General features: G+C 63.4%; 18 protein-coding genes and 1 tRNA gene. 17 read left to right on the top strand and 2 right to left on the bottom strand.

Annotated elements, in window-relative coordinates; genetic code table 11:
* The first annotated feature begins 3 nt into the window (after window positions 1–3).
* The 16 genes from LF599_RS00305 (at window position 4) to LF599_RS00380 (ending at window position 16,290) form a co-directional block, all read left to right on the top strand.
* Window positions 4–984: an ABC transporter ATP-binding protein gene (locus LF599_RS00305; RefSeq protein ID WP_071547066.1), complete on the top strand. Its 981-nt coding sequence runs from the start codon at window positions 4–6 to the stop codon at window positions 982–984.
* The gene (locus LF599_RS00310; protein ID WP_071545425.1) at window positions 981–1,718 is read left to right on the top strand and encodes an ABC transporter permease; all 738 of its coding nucleotides are present in this window, start codon (window positions 981–983) and stop codon (window positions 1,716–1,718) included. The genes LF599_RS00305 and LF599_RS00310 overlap by 4 nt, the downstream gene beginning before the upstream one ends.
* A complete protein-coding gene (locus tag LF599_RS00315; RefSeq protein WP_022661553.1) occupies window positions 1,711–2,259 on the top strand; it encodes an RNA polymerase sigma factor in 549 nt (182 codons plus the stop codon). The genes LF599_RS00310 and LF599_RS00315 overlap by 8 nt, the downstream gene beginning before the upstream one ends.
* A gap of 67 nt (window positions 2,260–2,326) precedes the next feature.
* Window positions 2,327–2,800: an anti-sigma factor family protein gene (locus tag LF599_RS00320; protein WP_071545426.1), complete on the top strand. Its 474-nt coding sequence runs from the start codon at window positions 2,327–2,329 to the stop codon at window positions 2,798–2,800.
* A 3-nt stretch (window positions 2,801–2,803) separates the two neighbouring features.
* On the top strand, window positions 2,804–3,301 hold the full coding sequence (locus LF599_RS00325; protein WP_071545427.1) for a Spy/CpxP family protein refolding chaperone: 498 nt from the start codon (window positions 2,804–2,806) through the stop codon (window positions 3,299–3,301).
* 47 nt (window positions 3,302–3,348) lie between these two features.
* Complete coding sequence (locus tag LF599_RS00330; protein WP_071545428.1) at window positions 3,349–4,059, top strand: ABC transporter ATP-binding protein; 711 nt, start codon at window positions 3,349–3,351, stop codon at window positions 4,057–4,059.
* Window positions 4,052–5,305, top strand: a complete 1,254-nt coding sequence (locus tag LF599_RS00335; RefSeq protein ID WP_071545429.1) for an ABC transporter permease — start codon at window positions 4,052–4,054, stop codon at window positions 5,303–5,305. Before LF599_RS00330 ends, LF599_RS00335 begins: the two co-directional genes overlap by 8 nt.
* A 19-nt stretch (window positions 5,306–5,324) precedes the next feature.
* Window positions 5,325–6,074: an outer membrane lipoprotein-sorting protein gene (locus LF599_RS00340; protein ID WP_071545430.1), complete on the top strand. Its 750-nt coding sequence runs from the start codon at window positions 5,325–5,327 to the stop codon at window positions 6,072–6,074.
* Between the two features lie 14 nt (window positions 6,075–6,088).
* Window positions 6,089–7,471, top strand: a complete 1,383-nt coding sequence (locus LF599_RS00345; protein ID WP_071545431.1) for a hypothetical protein — start codon at window positions 6,089–6,091, stop codon at window positions 7,469–7,471.
* Between the two features lie 146 nt (window positions 7,472–7,617).
* Window positions 7,618–7,692, top strand: a tRNA-Glu gene (locus tag LF599_RS00350).
* A 392-nt stretch (window positions 7,693–8,084) separates the two neighbouring features.
* On the top strand, window positions 8,085–8,747 hold the full coding sequence (locus LF599_RS00355; RefSeq protein WP_279521845.1) for a 4Fe-4S dicluster domain-containing protein: 663 nt from the start codon (window positions 8,085–8,087) through the stop codon (window positions 8,745–8,747).
* 25 nt (window positions 8,748–8,772) lie between these two features.
* Complete coding sequence (locus tag LF599_RS00360; protein ID WP_279521846.1) at window positions 8,773–10,917, top strand: aldehyde ferredoxin oxidoreductase N-terminal domain-containing protein; 2,145 nt, start codon at window positions 8,773–8,775, stop codon at window positions 10,915–10,917.
* A gap of 129 nt (window positions 10,918–11,046) precedes the next feature.
* Complete coding sequence (locus LF599_RS00365) at window positions 11,047–12,444, top strand: B12-binding domain-containing radical SAM protein (RefSeq protein ID WP_279521847.1); 1,398 nt, start codon at window positions 11,047–11,049, stop codon at window positions 12,442–12,444.
* A gap of 118 nt (window positions 12,445–12,562) precedes the next feature.
* Entirely contained in the window at window positions 12,563–13,705 is a 1,143-nt protein-coding gene (locus LF599_RS00370; protein WP_279521848.1) for an iron-containing alcohol dehydrogenase, read from the top strand.
* A gap of 1 nt (window position 13,706) precedes the next feature.
* On the top strand, window positions 13,707–14,945 hold the full coding sequence (locus LF599_RS00375) for a two-component system sensor histidine kinase NtrB (protein WP_279521849.1): 1,239 nt from the start codon (window positions 13,707–13,709) through the stop codon (window positions 14,943–14,945).
* Window positions 14,946–14,952: 7 nt separating this feature from the next.
* On the top strand, window positions 14,953–16,290 hold the full coding sequence (locus LF599_RS00380; protein WP_279521850.1) for a sigma-54-dependent transcriptional regulator: 1,338 nt from the start codon (window positions 14,953–14,955) through the stop codon (window positions 16,288–16,290).
* A gap of 13 nt (window positions 16,291–16,303) precedes the next feature.
* On the opposite strand, the gene LF599_RS00385 is transcribed toward LF599_RS00380, so the two are convergent.
* Together LF599_RS00385 and LF599_RS00390 are read right to left on the bottom strand one after the other, a co-directional pair.
* Window positions 16,304–17,341: a TIGR00341 family protein gene (locus LF599_RS00385; RefSeq protein ID WP_279521851.1), complete on the bottom strand. Its 1,038-nt coding sequence runs from the start codon at window positions 17,339–17,341 to the stop codon at window positions 16,304–16,306.
* A 105-nt stretch (window positions 17,342–17,446) separates the two neighbouring features.
* Complete coding sequence (locus LF599_RS00390; RefSeq protein WP_279521852.1) at window positions 17,447–19,945, bottom strand: methyl-accepting chemotaxis protein; 2,499 nt, start codon at window positions 19,943–19,945, stop codon at window positions 17,447–17,449.
* A 669-nt stretch (window positions 19,946–20,614) separates the two neighbouring features.
* Here LF599_RS00390 and LF599_RS00395 point away from each other — a divergent pair.
* On the top strand, window positions 20,615–21,292 hold the full coding sequence (locus LF599_RS00395) for a thermonuclease family protein (protein ID WP_279521853.1): 678 nt from the start codon (window positions 20,615–20,617) through the stop codon (window positions 21,290–21,292).
* The last annotated feature ends 58 nt before the right edge of the window (window positions 21,293–21,350 follow it).

Consider the following 21,350-nt stretch of genomic DNA (forward strand, 5'->3'; position numbering starts at 1 on the left):
CTGATGAAGAATGAAGCAGTAGCGGTCGAAGACCTGAGCAAACGGTTCGATGGCGTGCAGGCCGTGGACGGCGTGTCGTTCGCCGTGGAGCGGGGGGAGTTGTTCGGATTCCTCGGGCCGAACGGGGCAGGAAAGACCACGACCATCAACATGCTGACCGGGTTGGCCCGCCCGGACTCGGGGGTAATTCGCCTGTGCGGCGTCGATTGCACCACAACCCCTAGGACCGCCCAGCACCTGATAGGGGTGGTCCCTGACGAAAGCAACCTCTACCCCGAGCTGACCGGATTCGAGAACCTGTGTTTCTGCGCATCGCTGTACGGCATCCGGAAGGACGAGCGCCGGGCGCGGGCAAGGGCGCTGCTGCGCGACTTCGACCTCGCCAAGGCGGCTGACCGAAAGTTCGGCGGGTACTCCAAGGGGATGAAGCGGAAGCTCACCATCGCGGCGGGCATCATCCACCGTCCGGACATCCTGTTCCTCGACGAACCCACCACGGGCATCGACGTGGCCAGCGGACGCCAGATACGCCAGCTCGTGGCCGACCTGCACCACGCCGGGACGACCATCTTCCTGACCACCCACTACATCGAGGAGGCCGAGCGGCTTTGCAACCGCATCGCCTTCATCGTTGCCGGGCGCATCGTAGGCATCGACTCGGTGGAACACCTGATTCAGCCCCTGCAAGGACGGCATGTCCTCGAAATCACCTGTCAGGAGGCCTTGACGGAAACGGTTCGTGAAGGATTGAGCCAGGCCTTCCCCCCGCTGGTCATCTCGCCCCCCGAGCAACATTCGATCCGTGTGGAATCGGACTCCCCCGTGCACGTGGGGCCGTTGGTGCGCCGAATCGAGGAACAGGGATTCACGGTCACGGAGGCGCGGCGGGTGCGCCTCTCTCTTGAAGATGTTTTCGTGCAGATAACGGGCATAGAATCCGGCACCATGCATCACGAGAAAGAGATGAAGGGGGGAAAGAAATGAACAAGCTGATCGCCTTCTGGAACATATTGGCAAAAGACATGCGAACCTACTATCTGAAACCGCCGAACGTGAGCTGGGGCATCATCTTCCCCCTGGCGTGGACGGCCATGTTCTTCATCCGCTCCGGGAGCGGGCTGGAAAGTATTCCGCAACTGCTTCCCGGCGTGGTGGCCATCTCCATTCTGTTCGGCACCACCTCCATGCTCGCGGTCACGGTGACCTTCGAGAAGAAAAACCGCTCCTTCGAACGGCTGTTGCTGGCCCCCATGTCCTTTGAGCTGCTCATGCTTGCCAAGACGAGCGGAGCGATCTTTTTCGGCGTGTGCAATGCCTTTGTACCCGTGATCATGGCTCTGTTCCTGACCGACCTCGCCGGGATCGCCTGGGCGCAGTTCATCCCCGCAGTGATCCTCATCGCGGTGGCCTCCACGTTCCAGGGACTGTTCATCGCAGTGGCCGTCAGCGAGGTGTTCGAGGCGCAGACCTTTTCCAACTTCTTCCGTTTCCCCATGATCTTCCTGTGCGGGCTCTTCTTTCCCATCGAGAGGCTGCCCGCCCTGCTCCAACCCGTGTCCTACGTCCTGCCCCTGACTTACGGGGCCGACGTCCTGCATGGTGCTGTCCATGGCGGCCACATCCTGCCATGGTACCTGGACTTGCCTGTACTCGGCCTGTTCTGTGCGGCGCTGTTCTGGGCGAGCCTTCGAAACATCAGGAGGCGGTGGATTGCCTGATCGGTCCCGATCGCAACTTCCGGACGAAGCCCTGCTGGAAGCCTCGGGCAACGGGGACCGGCAGGCCTTCGGCGAACTCGTCCGACGGCACCAGTCCTGGGCCTGGGGCGTGGCCTATCGTTTCATTGGATCCAGGGACGAGGCCGAAGATATTGTTCAGGCCGCCTTCATCAAGTTGCTTGTCGCGTCGGGCCGCTATCGCCGTACCGCACGCTTCAAGACGTTCTTCCACGTCATCATATCCCGGCTCTGCCTGGATCATGCCAAAAGGGAGAAGCCCGTACAGGCGGACGACTATCCGGAATTGGCCGACTCGTCTCCCGGACAGGAGGAGGCGCTGATGACGAGCCAGAACGCGGCCCGCGTGCGCCGGGCATTGGACTCCCTTCCCCCCAGACCTCGCATGGCCGTCGTGCTTCGATACTACGAAGGGCTCGGTTATGATGAAATGGCCGTGGTTCTTGAAACGTCGCGGAAGGGTGTCGAGCGGCTGCTGTCCAGGGGACGCGAGGCGTTGCGGGAGAAACTGGGATCACGCTGAACTTTTTTCGATCGAAGGCGGGGGTTTTCCGAACTTGGATCGTTTAATAAAAATGAGGTCGACACACATGCTTTGCCGAAACTGCCATACACGTCTTTCTGCCTACCTGGACGGTGAACTGTCCGGGCGGGAGCTGTGGGACATGAAACGCCATCTCGACGGTTGCGCGTCCTGCCGCGCCCACCTTGCCGAGTTGGAGGCGTTGGACGCACCGCTTGCCTCTCCGGGCACCCCGGAGATGCCGGGCGACCTGGAATACCGGATCATGGCCCGGGCTTCACGAGAGTATTTCGATGCCCGTGACACGAGCCGCTTCCGGGCGATTGCCCGTAGGTGGCTGGGGCCGACCGCCACGGCATCCGCCTTGGCGATCGGTCTGCTTCTGGGAGGATTGCTCGGGTGGAACAGCCATGGCGGACCAATTTCGGAACAGTCCACCCTGCGGACGGAAAATGCGGTCTTCGCATCCCTGAGCGCGGCCCCCGGCGGATCGATCGAGGCCGCGGTGCTGGCCGGATTCGACGGCGGAGGGAGGTTGTAATCCATGCATTATCTGAAACGGTCGTTGCTGGCCTTGTCTGTGGGATTGAACATCGCCTTTGTCCTGTTCTGGGGCATGCAGTATTTTCAAGGACAAGATCCGGCGCCGTCAGGAGCGCCCCGCCGTTCGGGAGATCAACTTCTTACGGCGCGGTATGAAGGGGTCCAGGTGACTCCCGAACAATGGAAGGCGCTGGAGCCCAACGTGCTGGCCTTCAAGACCAACACCGATCGTATTCGCCGGGAAACGGTGCAGTTGCGAGAGCGGGTGCTGGAGTTGCTGGCCGAACCCGTTGCCGATGAAGAGGCGATCCAGGCTATCCAGCAAAGAATTCTTTCGAATCAGGGCGGCATGAAAGACGAAGTGCTTCGACTTCTGCTCCGTGAAAAGGACGTGTTGCGGCCGGATCAGTTCTCCGTGCTGATACAGGCGATTCAGAATTACGGAGGCCGTGGTCCCGGATTTGGTGTAATGACCGGCGGGAAACCGGAACGCAATTAACGGCACGACCGGGGGATGCCCCTGAGTCATGCGTACAGGAGAAAATCATGTCGCTGATCGAGCTGAACAGCATTTCGAAAAAATACCTGACGGGTCAGGTCGAAACCGAAGCCTTGAAACAGGTTACCGTGTCCATCGAAAAAGGGAAACTCGTCACGTTCGTGGGACCTTCGGGAAGCGGCAAGACAACGCTGCTCAACATCATCGGTTGCATGGACAAGCCGTCTTCCGGGGAGGTCCGCGTGACCGACACCAGGGTGGACACCCTGGACAAGAAGGCGGCGGCGAATTTTCGCGGCAAGCATCTCGGTTTCATCTTCCAGTCGTTCAATCTCATCCCGGTCCTGAGCGTGTATGAGAATATCGAATACCCCTTGCTCATGATCTCCCGGACCCCCGCAGGCGAGCGGCGGGAACGCGTGATGGCCGTGCTGGAGGCCGTAGGCATGGCCGACCAGAAGGACAAGCGGCCGGACCAGATATCGGGCGGACAGAAACAGCGCGTGGCCGTGGCCCGGGCGCTGGTGACCAACCCGGACGTGGTGCTTGCCGATGAACCCACCGCGAACCTCGATCACGACACGGCCCACAAGATAATAGATTTGATGAAAAAGATGCGGGACACCTACGGGACCACCTTCGTCTTCTCCACCCACGACCCGCGCATCGTCGAACACGCCGACGTGGTGCACGGCATTGAGGACGGCAGGCTGCTGAACGGAAACCCGCTGTACCAGGGAGGAAAAGACCATGCGTAACATATTCAAGATCGCCCTGCGCAACCTTACTCGCTACAAACGGCGTACCGCCCTCACCTCTCTGCTCATCGTCATCGGCGTGTGCATGGTGGTCATGTTCTCAGGCCTGGCCGGGTCGTTCAAGTCCATGATGATCGGCATCATCACAGATTCAAGCATCGGCCACCTGCAAATCCATCGAAAGGGGTACTTCTCGTCCATCGACACGATGCCCCTCAACCTGAACATGAAAGGGCCGGCATACCAAAAAATATCGGAAATGCTCGAAGCGACACCCGGTGTGACAGCCTATGCGCCCAGACTGAAATTCGGTGCGGTCCTCAGCAATTACATGGAAAGCACCAACGTCAGGCTTTCGGCTGTCGATCCGAAACGGGAGCTGGCTGTCTGCACGGCCTTGGCTGACAGGATGAAGCAGGGAGCCCCCGGTCCCGGCGAGGGACTGCTCGAAAAGGGCCAGGTCGTGGTTCCCGAAAAGGTGGCCAAGAGCCTGGGGATGAAGCCCGACGACTCCGTGGTGCTGGTTGCCACCAACAAGGACGGCTCCGTCAACGGCATGGAATTCCAGATTGCCGGAATCATCGAGGACCTCATGGGACCGGGCGGCAAGGACGCCTACATGCACATCGAAGACGCCCGCAGCCTCCTGCGCACCGAACCGGGCGAAGTCACGGAAATCGTGGTCAGGGTGTCCGATTTCAACAAGCTGAAGCCTGTCGCAGCGTCGCTCGCGGCAACGCTCGGGGAGGTCAAGAACAAGAAGGGCCAGCCCGCCTTCGAACTGCACACCTGGGACAAGCTGTCGCCGTTCTCCAACATCGCAAACATGATTGACCTGATGCTGGTCACGGTGAAGATCGTCATGGTCGCCATCGTCCTTATCAGCGTGCTCAACGTGATGCTGATGTCGGTCTTCGAGCGCGTACGGGAAATCGGAACCATTGCCGCCATGGGGACATCCCCCGGAACGATCATGTCGCTTTTCGTGGCCGAGGGCGTGCTCCTGGGCGTGCTGGGGACGGCGCTCGGCCTGATTCTGGGCGTGGGCGGTTTGTTGGCCTTCAAGGCGGCGGGAGTTGCCTTCTCCTTCGGACGGATGGACAACCTGATCGTGCGCCCGGACATCAATCCCGGCGAAATGCTCTTTTTGTCGGCCATCGTCCTGCTCGCCTCCGCCCTGGCGGCGCTGCAACCCGCGTGGAAGGCGAGCCGGATGGAACCCGTCGATGCGCTCGGGCACGTATAACATCATGAGGATACCACAAATGCATTACTTGAAATACGTTCTGTCCGTTGCCGCCGTCTGTCTCGTCCTTGCCGGGGGCTGGCCGGCGTCAGCCATGGACGCCGGGGAAGTGCTCCTGGCCGTGGACCGCAACCTCGCCCCGGTCAGCTACGAATCCTACCGCAAGCTCATCAACATCGAGCCGGACGGGAGCAAAAGGGAATACGTCCTCTACACCATCAAGAAAGGCCAGGATATGGTGGCCTCCGTCTTCCTGGAGCCTTCCAGCGACAAGGGACGCGGGACCTTGCGCCTGGGCGACAACATGTGGCTCCACATTCCGAGCGTGGCCAAGCCGGTCAGGATAACCAGCCTCCAATCGGTAACGGGTGGCATCTTCAACAATGCCGATATCATGCGCCTAGACTACAGCGCCGAATATACGCCCGAATCCTTGGAGGAAAGCGGTGACGCCTATTTGCTTCGCCTGAAGGCGAAGACCAACGAGGTTGCCTACGACAGGCTGGAGATGCTGGTGGCCAAGGACCGGTTGGTTCCGACGGAGATCAAGTGTCTCGCGGCGTCCGGGATGCTGATCAAGACCCTGCATTTCAAGAAGATGACCGATTTCGGCGGCGGGTTCGTCCGCCCGGCCATTGTCGAGACGGACAGCCCGCTCCACAAGGGGTACCTCTCGGTGATGATCTTCGCCCGGATGAAGGCCAGGGATTTCTCGGATGAAGTCTTCACCCTCAACTACCTGCCGCGGATTGAAACCCTTCGTCAGTGATGGCGGGAAACGGAATGACGAAAGCAGGTACATGGCTCGGGCCGTTCTTCTGCATGGCGCTCATCCTGGCTGCCTCGGCTTCGGCCCTTGCCCAGGATGAGCCCCTGTATGATGCGGATTTTGATATTTCCGCGACGGAAGAAAAGCACTTCGAGTTCTGGGGGCAGGCCGAGCTTCGGATGTACGAACGTCTTCTGAACAGGGATTCTGCGGTGTACGAGCAACGCTTCTTCGATTCCCCGAAGGACGAACTCCAGGCGGACCTGCTGTTCCAGCTCAAGCCCGAACTATCCCTGAAGTACGAGACGTTCGGGTTCTATGCCCGCCCGCGCGCCGACGTCGGATGGAGCCAGTTGCCCCTGTCGGCGGCCAGTGAACCGGACGAACCGTCGGAACGGTTTTTCAAGGACGACAAGCATTGGGCCGGGGAGGTCATGCTTGAGGAAGGCGTGGCCGCCTGGAGGCCGGACCCGAGATTCACGCTGGAAGCCGGGAAAAAGGTCCTCAAATGGGGCAAGGGATATGCCTGGAACCCCGTGAGCTTCGCCAGCCGTCCCAAGGACGTGGACGACCCGGACCAGAGCCGCGAGGGCTACGTCATGAGCGTCGCCGACGCCATCTTCAGTTTTGACGGTCCACTGAAGACGTTTGCGTTCACTCCGGTAGTTGTTCCCGTATGGGAGCGGGTAAACACGGGGCTGGCCTCGGATGACAGCGTTCTCTACGGGGGGAAGCTCTACTTCCTGCTTTCCGATGTGGACCTAGACGTCATGGTCATGGCCGGAGACTATTATGATACGTCCCTCGGCTTCGACTTTGCTATGAACCTCACCGACAATTTCGCCATCCACGGCGAAACGGCGGTCCGGTTGGGCTACGAGAAGACGGTGTTCCACGATGACGGAACCCGCAGCGTTGACAAATACGACGCTTGGAGCTTTCTTCTTGGTGCCCGATACCTGACCGAGGACGAAACGACCTATCTCCTTGAATATTACCACAACGGAGAGGGGTACACCGCTTCGCAACTAGAAACCTACTACGACTATGTCCACACGGCGTACGACACGTATCAGGCCACGGGGAACGCCGCCGACCTGAATAAAAGCAAAAAGGTATCGTCCGATTACAACCGGAGCAGCGTCGGGCAGGACTATCTATATTTCCGCGTGTCCCAAAAAGAACCTTTCGACATCCTCTACCTGAACACGACAGCGACCGTGATCATGAACCTCGGGGATCGAAGCCTCTCCCTCAACCCCGAAGCGTCCTACATGCTCACGTCCGACATCGAGTTGAGGCCCCGCCTCATCCTGCCGATCGGGGGCTCCGACACCGAGTTCGGCAACAAGCTCAACGCAGCCAAGGGCGAACTCCGGTGCGTGTACTATTTTTGATCCGAACACCGAATTATTGAGCTTGCACCAATTCCCCCCCCGTTTCTCTTTCCGGCAAATTTTGCGTGTCACCCAAGTGTCATTTTCAACGGCAACTATGGTTTTTGTGGTGAATATGGCGTTTTCAACCCATTGAAATAACGGAGGTAAGCGACCTTCCGGTTGATTGTTTACGGCCTTTCACGCCGTTAACAGGGGTTCAAATCCCCTTGGGGACGCCAAGGATACCAAAGGCCTTACGCAGATTGCGTAAGGCCTTTTCCTTTTCGCGCCTCTTCCCGACCGTCTGTTCCCGCCTCTTCCCGACCGCAACTTCCGGGCCCGCCTCCCGGCCACGCTCCCGCCGCCGAAAGGCGGGTCATTCCGACACAGCCATTTTCCCTGTTCGGGTCAATAGGGAACGGTCCGCGCGGGCTCCCCACCCCGCGTTCCGGACCGTTTTACCCTGCCCGAAAAATTCCCTCATTTTTTCCAAATCGGCGATGCTGTAAGGCTAGCATTATGCCCAAATCATGCACGAAATAGCGGGACCCGCGTGTTGCCGCGGAGGTGGTCCCGGAATTGCTCAAGGCGTGTTCATGCGGTTCAACGCGAAACACAACAGGAGGTAACTGTGAGCACCAACAAGGCAATGGACCATACGGCAACCGAGGAAGCGGCCGACGCCCGTCCGGCGGTCAAAAAGGAATCGTCACCGTGCAAGGGGAAGGGGATATCGCGGCGCAAGATGCTCGGGTTCCTGGGCGTCCAGGTCGTGGCTGGAACCCTGGCCGGGGCGGCCATGGCGGCCCCCAAGAATTTCAAGGCGGAACACTACAACCGGGGGATCACGCCGGACCAGCTGCCCAACACGCGCTCCTGGTTGATCACCGACCCGACCACCTGCGTGGGCTGCCGGACCTGCGAGATCGTCTGCTCCCTGGGGCACGACGACATCTGCCAGCCCGCCCTGTCCCGAATCCACACCACCTATGACCCGCAGCACAAGCTGGTCAAGCTGGCGGTCATGCCCGACGTCTGCCGCCAGTGCAACATGGCCGACTGCTACCTGGCCTGCGAATACGACGCCCTGACCCTTGATCCGAAGACCGGAGCGCGGGTCATCGATCCCGCCAAGTGCCAGGGGTGCGGCGAATGCTTCGCGGCGTGTCCCTACGACATGATCGTGGAGAACAAGGAGAAGAGCATCTTCTCCAAGTGCGACCTCTGCGGCGGCGACCCCATGTGCGTCAAGTACTGCCCGGCGGACGCCCTGAAGTTCATCGAACTCGGTTAACCACACAACCCAAGGAGACAGTACAATGTACGGATGGGCTGGAAAGATATTGCGAGTCAACCTGGACGACGGTTCCATAGTCAAGGAAGATACGTCCAAGTACCTGAATTATACCGGGGGCATCGGTTTCGGCTACAAGGTGGTCTTCGACGAGGCGCCCACGGCGGGTCCTTTTGACCCCGAGAACCGGATCATCTTCGCGGTGGGGCCGCTGACGGGCTCGCTGGCGCCCTCCACCGGGCGCTCCGAGGTCATCTCCATCTCGCCCCACGTCTACGCGCCCAAGTCCAAGCGCCCGCTGGTCACCCGTAGCGGTTTCGGAGGCTATTGGGGCGCGGAGCTGAAGTTCGCGGGCTACGACGCGGTGATCGTCCAGGGCAAGGCCAAGAAGCCGGTCTTCATCAACGTCGTGGACGACGAGGTGACCATCGAGGACGCCTCGGCCATGTGGGGCAAGGACACCTTCGAGACCCAGGACATGATCAAGGCCAGGACGGGCGACGAAAAGACCCAGATCGCGGTCATCGGCCCCTCCGGCGAACGGCTGGTGCGCATCTCCCCGATCATACACCGCATCGGCAACGCGGCGGGCCAGGGCGGCTTCGGCGCGGTCATGGGGTCCAAGAACCTCAAGGCCATCGCCATCCGGGGCACCAAGGGCGTCAAGGTCGCGGACAAGAAGAACCTGATCCAGTACGTCAAGAGCGTGCGCGAGTTCCAGCCGGGCCCCCTAGGCTCCACCCCGCTGTCCACCGGCGCGCTCAGCTGGACTGAGAAGCACGTGGACCCCAAGGACATCAACAAGCAGGCCCTGCGCTTCGACCAGACCGAGAGCTGCGCCCCCTGGCTGAACAAGTACCACGTCAAGTCCCAGTCCTGCTATTCCTGCCCCCAGGGGTGCTACTCCTACATGAACGTGGACGGCATGGGCGGCGGCGCGGTGAGCTGCACCCAGTGGTTCTACTCCTGGCTGGGCAACCGCGACAAGGCCACCTTCCTGGCCAACCAACTGGCCAACAAGCTGGGCGTGGACACCTTCGAGATGTTCCCCATGATCCAGTTCGTCTGGTACCTCCAGGACACCAAGGTGGGCGGCAAGGACCTGGTGCAGCTCCTCCATGAAAAGAAGCTGGTCAGCGACGAGATCATGGCCGGCCTCGAAAAGGGCCACTACCCGCCCAGGGGCGACTTCAGCACCGACGGCCTGGAGACCATGATGAACATGATCGCCTACCGTCAGGGCTTCCTGGGCGACGCCCTGGGCGAGGGATTCCGCCGGGCCATGGACATCATCGCCGCCAAGTTCGAGTCCATGGGCATGAAGGAAGCCGCGCAGAAGACCATGCACTTCGAAAACATGGAAGGCATCATGGGCGGCGTCGTGGGCGGCAACGGCGGCTGGGGCATGTCGGCCCACTACGACCCGCGCACCTTCGGCTACTACTGGGCCGTGAACTTCGCGGTGGAGAACCGCGATCCCAACCGCCACTCCATGACCAACCTGGTGGAATGGACCGGCCTGACCTTCGAACAGGCCATGCCCGTGGCCATCCGGCACTGGGGCGAGGAGATCGCGGAGAACGGCCTCAACGACCTGCACCGCAAGCGCGACGTCCCCCTGACCTGGAACGGCGAGAAGTCGGCCAAGGCCAACGCCTACCTGGGCCAGTTCATCCACTACCGCGGCTGCATCAAGGACAGCATCACGGTCTGCGACTGGGTCTTCCCGATCATGACCAGCGGCCGCAAGGACCGCGACTACACCGGCGACATCAGCGTGGAGTACAAGCTCTTCGAGCTGGTCACCGGCGAGAAGATGACCCAGAAGACCCTGGACGACAAGGCGGCCCGGATATGGGTCCTGCACCGGCTGCTGACCGCCATGGAATGGGGCGGCGGCCGCAAGGTCAACCTGCGCGAGGAGCACGACCAGCTGCCCGACCACTTCTTCGCGCCCGTGGAGACCCGTCTGCTGCCGAGCTACCCTCCGGCCGACCCGCCCCATCCCCCGCTGGTCCGGGAGAACTTCGAGGCGGTCAAGAACGAGTACTACAAGCTCATGGAGTGGGACCCCGAGACCGGCCTGCCCACCCGGAAGCTGATGAAGCGGCTGGGCATGGACGCCGAACTGGCGACCTTCGAGAAGAAGGCGTTCCCGCTCCCGGCGTAGGGGCAACCGTTCCTGGTTCACCTCCGTGGCAGGAGCGTTCAACAACCCCGGCCCCCCCACCGTCCTTCCCGGGGGGCCGGGGCATACCGTCCGGGGCGGACGCGCCCGGGACCAAACCTAGGAGGATGGATGAAGGCATTGCTCCTGACCCCTCCCGCACCCCGGCTCTGGAACCCGTCCACGGCCGAAGAGGACCTGCTCCCGGCAAAGACCTGGGTTCCCCTCGGCATCGCCTATCTGACCAGCGCCCTGCGCGCCAACGCCGTTACGACCGTGTTCCGCGACCTGCACGGGGAGACCTGGCCCGAGGTCGCCGCCCTGCTCGAACGCGAGCAGCCCGACCTGGTGGGCATCAGCTGCTTCACCCTGGGCCGGACCAACGCCGACCGCCTCGCCTCCGAGGCCCGGCGCGTCCTGCCCCAAGCGCGCATCGTCGTGGGCGGGCCGCACGCCACCTTCTTTCCGGAGCACGTCCTCGCCAACCCCGCCGTGGACGTGGTGGTCCTGGGCGAGGGCGAGGAGACCATCGTCGAACTGGCGGACTGTTTCGAGCGGGGCGGCGACCTCGCCGAAATCCCCGGCCTGGCCCTGCGCACTGCGGGCGGCGTGCTCCGCACCCGGGCCAGGGAGCGGTCCACGGACCTGGACGGCCTGGCCTTCCCGGCCTACGACGCCTTTGATCTCGCCGAATACAAGTCCCCCGAGATTCCGCCGCAATACCGGGACCTCGTCGGGACCCACGTGCTCAGCTCGCGCGGCTGCCCCTTCCACTGCGGCTTCTGCTCCGTGAACCGGTTCTTCGAGGGCCGCTGGGCCAGGCGCTCGCCGGCCAACGTGGCCGACGAGGTCGAGCGGCTCGTGACGGACCTCGGCGTCGGCCATCTCTACTTTTCCGACGACCTGTTCACCCTGGACCGGCAGCGCATCCTCGACCTCTGCCGGGAGATCGCGGAGCGCGGGCTGCGCTTCGCCTGGATGGCCGAGACCCGCGTGGACCTGGTGGACGGGGAGCTGCTCGCCCGGATGCGCGAGGCCGGATGCTACCGGATCTACTACGGGGTGGAGTCCGGCAGCCCGCGCGTGCTCAAGGCGGCCAACAAAGGGTTCACCGCCGACCAGGTCCGCGAGGCCTTTGCCCTGACCCACGGGGCGGGGATCGAGCCGTGCTGCTTCCTCATGGTCGGCAACCCCGGCGAGAACCCCGAGACCATCGAGGAGACCGTGGCGCTCATCCGCGAGATCCGCCCGGCGACCATGCCCATCCTGGGCATCAACACCCTGCTTCCGGCCTCTCCCCAGTACGAGCGGGCCAAGGCGGCGGGGCTGATCAGCGACGGGTACTGGCTCGGCAAGGACGCGCCGCCCCCGTACACCCTGGAGCACGATGTGGACGATCTGATCCATCTGCAGATGCTCCTGACCAGGGGCATCGCCCCGCAGGTTTACGAGCAACTGCGCGCCATGGGCTTCGACGAGAAATACTTCCTCATGCGCCGCATGGCCAAGGGGATGGACGGCCGGGCGTGACGGGCCCAGGGCGGGGCGGCGACCTCTTGCAGACAACCGCCCGGAGAGAAAAGATTTTTTTCGTACCGCCTTGATCGCGGATGGGCAAGGCGCTATACATGAAACAAAAGGAATCACCGTGGACATATTCAAAGTCGCCATACCGGAAGTGATCTTCGGACGGGGGAGCCTGCAATACGCCAGCATCTGTGCGAAAAGGCTCGGCGCGTCCAAGCTGTTCGTGGTCTCCGACCCCGGCGTGGAGCGCGCGGGCTGGGTGGAGGCGCTCCTCGACATCCTGCGCAAGGAACAGCTGGACTTCGTCTATTTCAATGACGTGGTTCCCAACCCGCGCGACTTCCAGGTCCACAACGGCGCGGACCTCTACCGCCGCGAAGAGGCGGACGTGGTCATGGCTCTGGGCGGCGGCAGCCCCATGGACGCGGCCAAGGGCATCGCCCTGATCGTCAGCAACGGGGGCGAGATCGCCGACTACGAGGGGGCCAACATGGTCCGCCGCCCCCTGCCGCCCATGGTCTTCATCCCCACCACCATGGGCAGCGAGTCGAACATCTCGCAGTTCACGGTGGTCACCGACGTGGAGCGGCGGGTGAAGATGACGGTCATCAGCCGGACCCTGGTCCCGAACATCTCCATCACCGACCCGCTGCTGCTCGAAACCCTGAGCCGGGACCAGATCATCCCGCCCCTGTTCGACTCCCTGGCCCACGCCGTGGAGTCCTACGTCTCGCCCATCGCCAATCCGTTCACCGAGGCCTGGAGCCTCAAGGGGCTGGACCTGCTCATCCGACACATCCGCCCCGCCCTGGAGCACCGCAGGCTGGAGGACCTCGAACAGCTGGCCATCGCCGGGACCTCCTCGGGCATGGCCTTCACCAACGCCAGCGTCGGCCTCGGCCACGCCCTGGCCCACGCCCTGGGCGGCATGCACGACGTGGTCCACGGCACGGCCCACTCCCTGCTCCTGCCCAGCGTCATGCGCTTCAACCTCCCGGTATGCGCGCCCAAGATGGCCAAGATCGGCGAGATCATCACCGGCAAGCGGCTCGGAACGGACGAGGCCACGGCCCTGGCGGGCATCGAGGCCCTGGAGCAGCTGCGGGAGGAGATCGGCATCCCCTGCCGTCTGCGCGAGATCCTGCCGGACCGGACCATGCTGCCCCAGGCGAGCCACAACGCGGTCAAGGACATCTGCCTGCTGACCAACCCCCGGCAGGCGGACTGGAAGGACATCCTGAACATCTACTACGAGATGTGGTGACATGAGCAGGGAAGACGGCAACGGAGACTCCGGCGTCAGCGCGAGCCTCGACGACATCATCGGCATCGAGTCCATCAAGCTCGGGTTCTTCAAGGAAGTCCAGAAGACCATCAACGAGCTCAAGGCCTCGAACATCGAGCTCGAACGCAAGCGCCGCGACGTCCAGGACATCCTCAACGGCATCCCCGACGTGGTCGCCGTGGTTTCCCGCGAGTACAAGGTGCTCTCGGTGAACAGCGCCTTCTACGAGACCTACGGCAGCCGCGACCCCATCGGCCTGCCCTGCTACCGGGTGTTCAAGGGCGCGGACAAGCCGTGCCTGCCCTGCCCCCTGCTCATGGCCAGGGAGGAGGGCCGCAAGGTCTGCCGCCAGTTGCAGATCATGAACATCGACGGCGAGAACAGGCAGATCGAGTGCTCCGCCGCGCTCATGCCCGGCACCGGCGACGCGCCGGGCAAGGTCCTGCTCCTGCACCGCGACGTGACCGTGGAGAAGCAGTACCAGGCCAAATATTTCCAGGCCGAGCGCATGGCCACCGTGGGCGTGCTGGCCGAGGGCGTGGCCCACGAGATCAACAACCCCCTGACCTCCATCCGGGGCTTTGCCGAGGCCTTGTCCGGCCACCTGGGCCGGCTGGGCGCCTGCCTCAAGGACGGCGAGCAGTGCAACGACCTGCTCGAAACCTTCGAGGAGTATCTCGACATCGTGCTCCAGGAGTGCAACCGGTGTTCGGAGATCGTCCAGAACCTCCTCAGCTTCGGCCACCGCGACGTGCGCTCCATGACCATCGTCAACATCAACAACATCATCGTCAACTGCCTGAAGCTGCTCCAGCCCAGGCTGGCATCCCTGCCGTCCGGGGTCATCGGCCTCTCCCTGTCCGAGGAGGAGCCGTGCCTCATGGGCCATCCGGGCGAGCTGATGCAGGTGGCGCTCAACCTGATCGTCAACGCCCTGTACGAAGTCCGCGACACGGGCGGCACCATCCGCATCACCACCAGCGTGACAGGGAGCATGATCCAGCTGCGGGTCTCGGACACGGGCAAGGGGTTCGAGCCCGAGGACGCGGAAAAGCTGTTCCAGCCCTTCTTCACCACCAAGCCCGCCGGCCAGGGCATCGGCATCGGCCTGTCCACCTGCTACAACATCATCATGAAGCACGGCGGCGAGATAACCGCCACGAGCGAGCCGGGCAAGGGCGCCGTCTTCGAGGTCATCCTGCCCCGGCTGGAGGAGTAGCCGCGCCATGACCGCCCCTGAAACCAACCGCATCCTGGTGGTGGACGACGAGCCGTTCATCCGCAAGCTGGCCGAACGAGAACTGGCCCTGCCCGGCAGGGAGGTGACCACCGCGGCCACGGCGGCGCAGGCCCTGCGTCTGGCCAAGCGGAACGGATTCGACGTGGTCCTGCTGGACGTCCGGCTGCCCGACGGCAACGGCAACCGGCTCCTGGAGCACTTCCGGGAGACCCTGCCCGACGTCGAGGTCATCATGATCACCGGCTACTCCGAGGTGGACAGCGCGGTGGAGGCCATGAAGGCCGGGGCCTACGACTACGTGACCAAGCCCTTCTCCCTGGACCGCATGAACCTGCTCATCGACCGCGCCTACCAGCGGCGGCTCATGCAGCGGGAGCTGCGCATGAACAAGGGGGGCAAGGCCAGGGCGACGCTCATCGGGACCTCGGCGCCCATGCGCCAGATCGGGTTCCTGGTGGACAAGGTCGCGCTCACGGACGCGCCGGTGCTGATCACCGGGGAGAGCGGCGTGGGCAAGAACGTGGTCGTCAACGTCCTGCACAGCCGCAGCTCGCGGGCGGAGATGCCGCTCATCGTCAAGAACTGCGGCGCGTTCAACAAGGAGCTGCTGCGCAGCGAGCTGTTCGGCTACTGCAAGGGCGCGTTCACCGGGGCCGAAACCTCCCAGGAGGGCGTTCTGGCCCAGGCGGACAAGGGGACACTGTTCTTCGACGAGGTGGGCGAGCTGCCCCTGGAGGTCCAGGCCATGCTGCTTCGGGTCTTCGAGTCCCAGACCTACCGCCGCGTGGGCGACCGCGAGGAGCGGTCCGTGGACGTCCGCTTCCTCTTCGCCACCAACCGCGACCTGGCCAGGGAGGTGGAGGAAGGCCGCTTCCACGAGGCCCTGTACCATCGGCTGAACGTCTTCCGCATCGACATTCCCCCGCTCAGGGAGCGCAAGGAGGACATCCCGCAGCTCATCGAGCACTTCCTGCAGAACCTCTACCCGGACCGGCCGCCCTACCGGCTGTCCAAGCGCGCCGGGCAGAGCATGATCGCCTACGACTGGCCGGGCAACGTCCGCGAGCTGCGCAACGTCATCGAGCGGGGCATCATCCTGGCCGAAAACGACCTGATCACCACCAAGTGCCTGCCCTCGGACATCGCCGACTCCCTGGAGCAGGGCGAACCGCTCGCCGCGCTGCCCACCCTGGAGCAGCAGGAGAAACGGTACATCCTGCGGGTCATGGAGCACGTCGACCAGAACCGCACCCAGGCCGCGCGCATCCTCGGCATCGGGCGCAAGACCCTGTACCGCAAGCTGCGCTCCTTCGAGGAATCCTGATCCGATCCGCCCGTTAGCGGGTCTGCAACAGCATCAGCCCGACCAGGGCGGCCAGCAGCGCGGTCCAGATGAGGGCCGCGCGCAGGGTGGCCTTCTTGGCGCGCTCTTTTTCATACCAGGAAAGGGGACGGATGCCCTGGGCCAGGAAGGTGACCACGCCCGCCAGGTTCAGGCAGATGACGTTGACCGCGAAGAGCAGCCCCGCGCCGCCCGCCTCCGGGAGCATGGACGCGCCCAGGAACAGGCCGCAGGCGATGAGCGGCGGGAGCAGGGACAGGGCGACCATAACCCCCACCAGGGAGGTGGGCACGCCCAGGGTCACGGTGATGATCCCGGCCGCGCCCGAGACCATGGCCAGGACGATGTCGGAAAATTCGGTCACGCTGCGGCTCATCAGCTCTTCGGACGGGTCGGGCAGGCCGAGCAGCAGCCCGGCTCCGGCGGACAGCGCGAAGCACAAAACCACGCCCACGGCCAGGGTCTTGATGGACTCCCAGGTGAGCTTCCTGTCCCCCAGGGTGGTGGCCAGGGCCAGCCCCACGTTGGGGCCGAGCAGCGGGGCCAGGACCATGGCCCCGATGATGATCGCCACGTTGCCGCGCATGAGGCCGATGATCCCCACCAGCGACGAGAACAGCACGAGCATGGCGTAGTGCCGGGAGAGCAGGGTCGTGTCCAGGACGTCGGCATACAACTCCTCGCGGCTGATGCGGCCGTTGCCGTTGCCCTTTGCCTCTTCCTCCTGGAATTGGTCCCCGCTCTTCTTCGCCTCCTCTTCCTTGGTCAGCGGGTCCAGCCGGGGCAGGGTCGCCTCGGCCGGGTAGACCACGATCCGGTACTTGTCGGTCCAGGCGAAGAGGTTCTCCAGCTTGTCCAGGACGTCCTCGGTCTCGCGCACGTCCAGGACCACGCGGAAGGACAGGGACTCGCCGTCGTCCAGGGGGGAACCCCAGAACACGTAGCCCTCGTCGGACTGGCGTTCCTCAAGGGACTTGGCCACCTCCTCCTTGTCCTTGCGGGGGGTGACGATCTCTATGACGCGCAATGCCATGCAATACCTCGCAATGGTTGATCCGCGAGGAGTAGCACAAAGGGCGGGGGGAGTACATGCGCCGGTCGGCCCGCCCCCCTTGCGGAGAGCGGGCCGCCGTCCGCACTAGGAGGAGCCGAGTTCGCCGATCAGGCCGTCCAGCTCCTTGGCGATGGAGGCCAGCTCGTGGCAGGCGCGGGCGGATTCGGCCATGGCCTCGCTGGTGTTCCTGGAGATGCCGTGCATCTCCTCGGTCGCCTTGGTGATCTGTTCCGAGGCCGAGGACTGCTCCTCGGCGGCGGCGGCGATGCCCTGGACCTGGAGCACGGAGTCGCGGGAGACCTCCACGATGGCCTGCAGGGAGTCGCCCGCGTCGCGGGCCAGGGAGGTGCAGGTCTCGACCACGCGGGCCACCTTGTCGGTCTCGCTGACGTTGCGCTGGGCCATGCCCTGGATGGCGCCGATGGCGTTGCCCACCTCGGTGGTGGCGACCATGGTCTTTTCGGCCAGCTTGCGGACCTCGTCCGCGACCACGGCGAAGCCGCGCCCGGCGTCGCCCGCGCGGGCCGCCTCGATGGCCGCGTTGAGCGCCAGCAGGTTGGTCTGGTCCGCGATGTCGTTGATCACGGTCATGACCTTGCCGATGCCCTCGGCCTGTTCGCCCAGCTCGCCCATGTTCGCCTTGAGGGTGGAGGCGAGTTCCCGGACCTCGCCGACGGTGGAGGCCACCTCGACCACCACGTCGCGTCCGGCCTGGGCCTGCTCGGCGTTGTGGGCCGCGTCGTTGGCGTTGCGGGCCACCTCCAACACGGTGGAGTTCATCTCGTCCATGGCCGTGGCCGTCTCGGTGGCGCGGGCGCTCTGCTCCTCGGCCCCCTGGCGCGATTCCTCGACGCGGTCAAGGAGCTGGCCCGAGGCGGTGGTCATGCGCTCCGAGAGCCGACCGGCCCGGTCCGCGACCCGCTGCATCTTGCGCTGGGAATCGAGGATATCGGTCTGGTCCACTACCACCTCAAGCGCGCCGACCACGTTCTGGTGCTCGTCGAACAGCGGCGAGGCGTAGCCCTTGATGTCCACGGTGCCCTTGTCCAGGACCCCTCTGGTGGAGCCCACGGACCGTTTGCGGGTCCGCATGGATTGGGTGCAGACACAGTTCTCCGTGTCGCAGATGTCGGTGTTGAAGACCCCGCTGCACGGCTTGCCGAGCAGCTCGTGGTCGCTCCTGCCCGCGATCTCCTGGGCGTTCTTGTTCAGGAAGAGCAGCTTGTGGCCCTGGTCCACGGAGAACACCGGGAACGGGAAGGAGTCGAAGGTCGCGGTATAGGTGTCGGCCACCCGGTTCATGGACCGGATGAGCTGGGCATAGGCCCCCTCGTAGCGCGTGGCGTCGCCGCGCGTCCGGATCACGCCGCGTCCCACCTCGCGGGCCGTGGCCTCGCAGTCGTCGATGAGCGCGCTCAGGGTCGCCGGGATGCGGCTCACCGAGCGGTGGATGGAGCCGATCTCGTCCGTGGAGGCCGCCGGCTCGCCCTCGGCCAGGTTGCCGCGCGAGACGTCCTCGGCCAGGGCGCGGATGCGGTCCAGGGGCCGGAACACGGCGTAGCGCAGGACCACCATGAGGGTCAGCAGCGGCACCACCACGGCCAAGCCGAAGAGGATCAGGACCAGCACCGAGGCGCTGTCCAGGATGGAGTTCTGCAGGGAAATGTCGCGGGCCAGGGTGATCACGCCGATGTTCTTGCCCTGGTAGTCCTTGACCGGCAGGTAGGCCACGGCGAAGTCCCCGGTGATGGTCACGTACCGGCCGTCCTCGGCCTTGCGCAGCATGTCCGCCGTGACCGCGCCGTCGAGCTGCGCGTTCTCCTTGCCCGCCACGCGGACAAAGGCGTCGTCCACCAGCGGGTACTTGGCCGGGTCCTGGAGATTGGTCGTGGTCGGCAGCAGGGAACTGCTCATGTACAGGGTGTAGTAGCTGCCCGCCTCGTCCTGGAAGAGCTTGAACACGTCGCCGTAGCTCTTGAGCACCTCCACCGAGCCGAGCCGGTTGCCCGCCGCGTCCTTGACCGCCACCAGGCCGCGGATGGCGAATCCGCCGCGCCCGGGCTCAATGCCCCGGCGGGGCTGGCCGTCGCGGTTCACGTCGATGACCGTCTTGCGGAAGCTCGAGATGTCGTCCGAGATGTCCACCCACTTGCCGTTTCGCTTGGCCTGCTTCTCGCGCCACATGCGGGCCAGGCTGCGCGCGTTGGGCAGGTGGAAGTGCAGCTGGAGCTTGTCCCCCAGGGTCTCGCTGTACCCCGCCATGGTGGAGGCCAGGGCCTGGCGCAGCCCTTCGCGGGCGGACTGCACCACCGGGTCGCTCTCGTCGTTGATGTTCCCCTGGTGGGCCAGGGTGAAGGCCTCGATCACCGCGGGCATGCGGCTGAACAGGGCCGCCTCCTCCTGGGCGCGGACCGCCGCCTCCTCGGTGTTCTGCTCCAGGGTCCTGGCGGCGTCGCCGACCAGCATCTCCGCATAGGAGGTCCTCAGCTCGTCGAACTGCCCGCTCAACAGCAGATAGCCGCCGCAGCCGATCAGAAGGACCAGCGGAAGGGTCGGCAACAGGATCTTAAATTTGATGCTCATATTCGTGCTCCGATGACCAGGGACACCGGCCCCTCAGACGGGCCCCCGAAATGTATAAAGAAATGACCTCCGGCATGAAAAAACAGCCGTATCGTAACACGATTCAATAGGAACTCAACACATCGTACACAATTATATTCAATAAGTTCGAACATTCACAAACCCGACAATCCCATCTGGCAAAGGTTCTCCCTTGGGCCGACTCGCTTGTGAAAAATCGACGTATCTCTTTGGTAACACCCGTGCGCAACCGCCATGGCCGAAAAGGGTTGCGCGGGAGTTTGTTTTATGTAAGAAGGCGACCTCCACGGACGGGCAACCCTCCGCGGGAGGCCGCCCCCACCGGGGGAACGCCTTCCGCCCCATGCGTCCCCATCGTCTAGCCTGGTCCAGGACGACGGCCTTTCACGCCGTTAACAAGAATTCAAAGTGGATCTCATCACTGGTCGACCAGCACGTTTCCATGACCGAGTGCAGCGCGCCGACTGTCCGTGAACGTGTTCTCAGCATTCTTGAGCGCAAGCGACAAGGTCTACTGCACCTGTGTCAATGATGGAAAATTATCATTGGCACAGGGTTTGCCCGCAACAGCGTATCTGTTTGAAACCTTGAGCCAGAGGGCCGGAGGGGATACAAGAGCGCCAAGATCAACTAATCCTTGGGGCCCACATGGCTAATAGATTTCTCTCGATCCTACTCCTAATCCTTCTTTTTTTCACCGGCCTGTCTCACGCTTTCATGGGCAAAGTCGTCGGGGTAGCTGATGGCGATACCATCACGGTGTTGGCCGAAGGGAATACGACCATCAAGGTTCGGCTCTACGGCATCGATGCCCCCGAGAGCAGGCAGGACTTCGGCAACAAAGCCAAGCAGAATCTTACATCGCTGGTATTCGGTAAGATCGTTGACATGGAGCCCATGGCCCAGGACAGGTACGGTCGGACCGTCGCCCACATCTTCGTTGATGACCAAGACGTGTGTGAAGCCCTTGTGCGAGCGGGCATGGCCTGGGTTTACCTCATTTACTGCCGAGAAAAGCCCACATGTGACAACTGGCTTATGTTTGAGCAAAAGGTCAGAGTTGCGGGCGTGGGCCTGTGGGCCAGTCCGTCACCGCAAGCACCTTGGGAGTGGCGACGGGGAGGTGGGGTTAAGGGTGACGCGCTTGCTCCTGCACCCAAATACCAAGCCGCCTCGGGCACTGTGTATCATGGAAACATCAGCAGTCACGTTTTTCACCGGCCTGGATGTCGCCACTACGACTGCAAGAACTGCGTTGAAAACTTCGAGAAGCGCAAGGATGCGATTCGGGCTGGGTACAAACCCTGCCAGATATGCAGCCCCTGACCCCTAGAGTGGCTTCCTTCATCAGGGCAAGGGCATCAGGTACAGCATTGTGCGGGGA

Source organism: Pseudodesulfovibrio thermohalotolerans, assembly GCF_021353295.2.
GTDB classification, from domain to species: domain Bacteria; phylum Desulfobacterota; class Desulfovibrionia; order Desulfovibrionales; family Desulfovibrionaceae; genus Pseudodesulfovibrio; species Pseudodesulfovibrio thermohalotolerans.

Coding starts and splice junctions, on each gene's coding strand:
- LF599_RS00390 (WP_279521852.1), bottom strand. CDS start 19,945: ATGAGCATCAAATTTAAGATCCTGTTGCCGACCCTTCCGCTGGTCCTT.
- LF599_RS00305 (WP_071547066.1), top strand. CDS start 4: ATGAAGAATGAAGCAGTAGCGGTCGAAGACCTGAGCAAACGGTTCGAT.
- LF599_RS00365 (WP_279521847.1), top strand. CDS start 11,047: ATGAAGGCATTGCTCCTGACCCCTCCCGCACCCCGGCTCTGGAACCCG.
- LF599_RS00330 (WP_071545428.1), top strand. CDS start 3,349: ATGTCGCTGATCGAGCTGAACAGCATTTCGAAAAAATACCTGACGGGT.
- LF599_RS00320 (WP_071545426.1), top strand. CDS start 2,327: ATGCTTTGCCGAAACTGCCATACACGTCTTTCTGCCTACCTGGACGGT.
- LF599_RS00310 (WP_071545425.1), top strand. CDS start 981: ATGAACAAGCTGATCGCCTTCTGGAACATATTGGCAAAAGACATGCGA.
- LF599_RS00380 (WP_279521850.1), top strand. CDS start 14,953: ATGACCGCCCCTGAAACCAACCGCATCCTGGTGGTGGACGACGAGCCG.
- LF599_RS00360 (WP_279521846.1), top strand. CDS start 8,773: ATGTACGGATGGGCTGGAAAGATATTGCGAGTCAACCTGGACGACGGT.
- LF599_RS00335 (WP_071545429.1), top strand. CDS start 4,052: ATGCGTAACATATTCAAGATCGCCCTGCGCAACCTTACTCGCTACAAA.
- LF599_RS00395 (WP_279521853.1), top strand. CDS start 20,615: ATGGCTAATAGATTTCTCTCGATCCTACTCCTAATCCTTCTTTTTTTC.
- LF599_RS00325 (WP_071545427.1), top strand. CDS start 2,804: ATGCATTATCTGAAACGGTCGTTGCTGGCCTTGTCTGTGGGATTGAAC.
- LF599_RS00375 (WP_279521849.1), top strand. CDS start 13,707: ATGAGCAGGGAAGACGGCAACGGAGACTCCGGCGTCAGCGCGAGCCTC.
- LF599_RS00385 (WP_279521851.1), bottom strand. CDS start 17,341: ATGGCATTGCGCGTCATAGAGATCGTCACCCCCCGCAAGGACAAGGAG.
- LF599_RS00340 (WP_071545430.1), top strand. CDS start 5,325: ATGCATTACTTGAAATACGTTCTGTCCGTTGCCGCCGTCTGTCTCGTC.
- LF599_RS00345 (WP_071545431.1), top strand. CDS start 6,089: ATGACGAAAGCAGGTACATGGCTCGGGCCGTTCTTCTGCATGGCGCTC.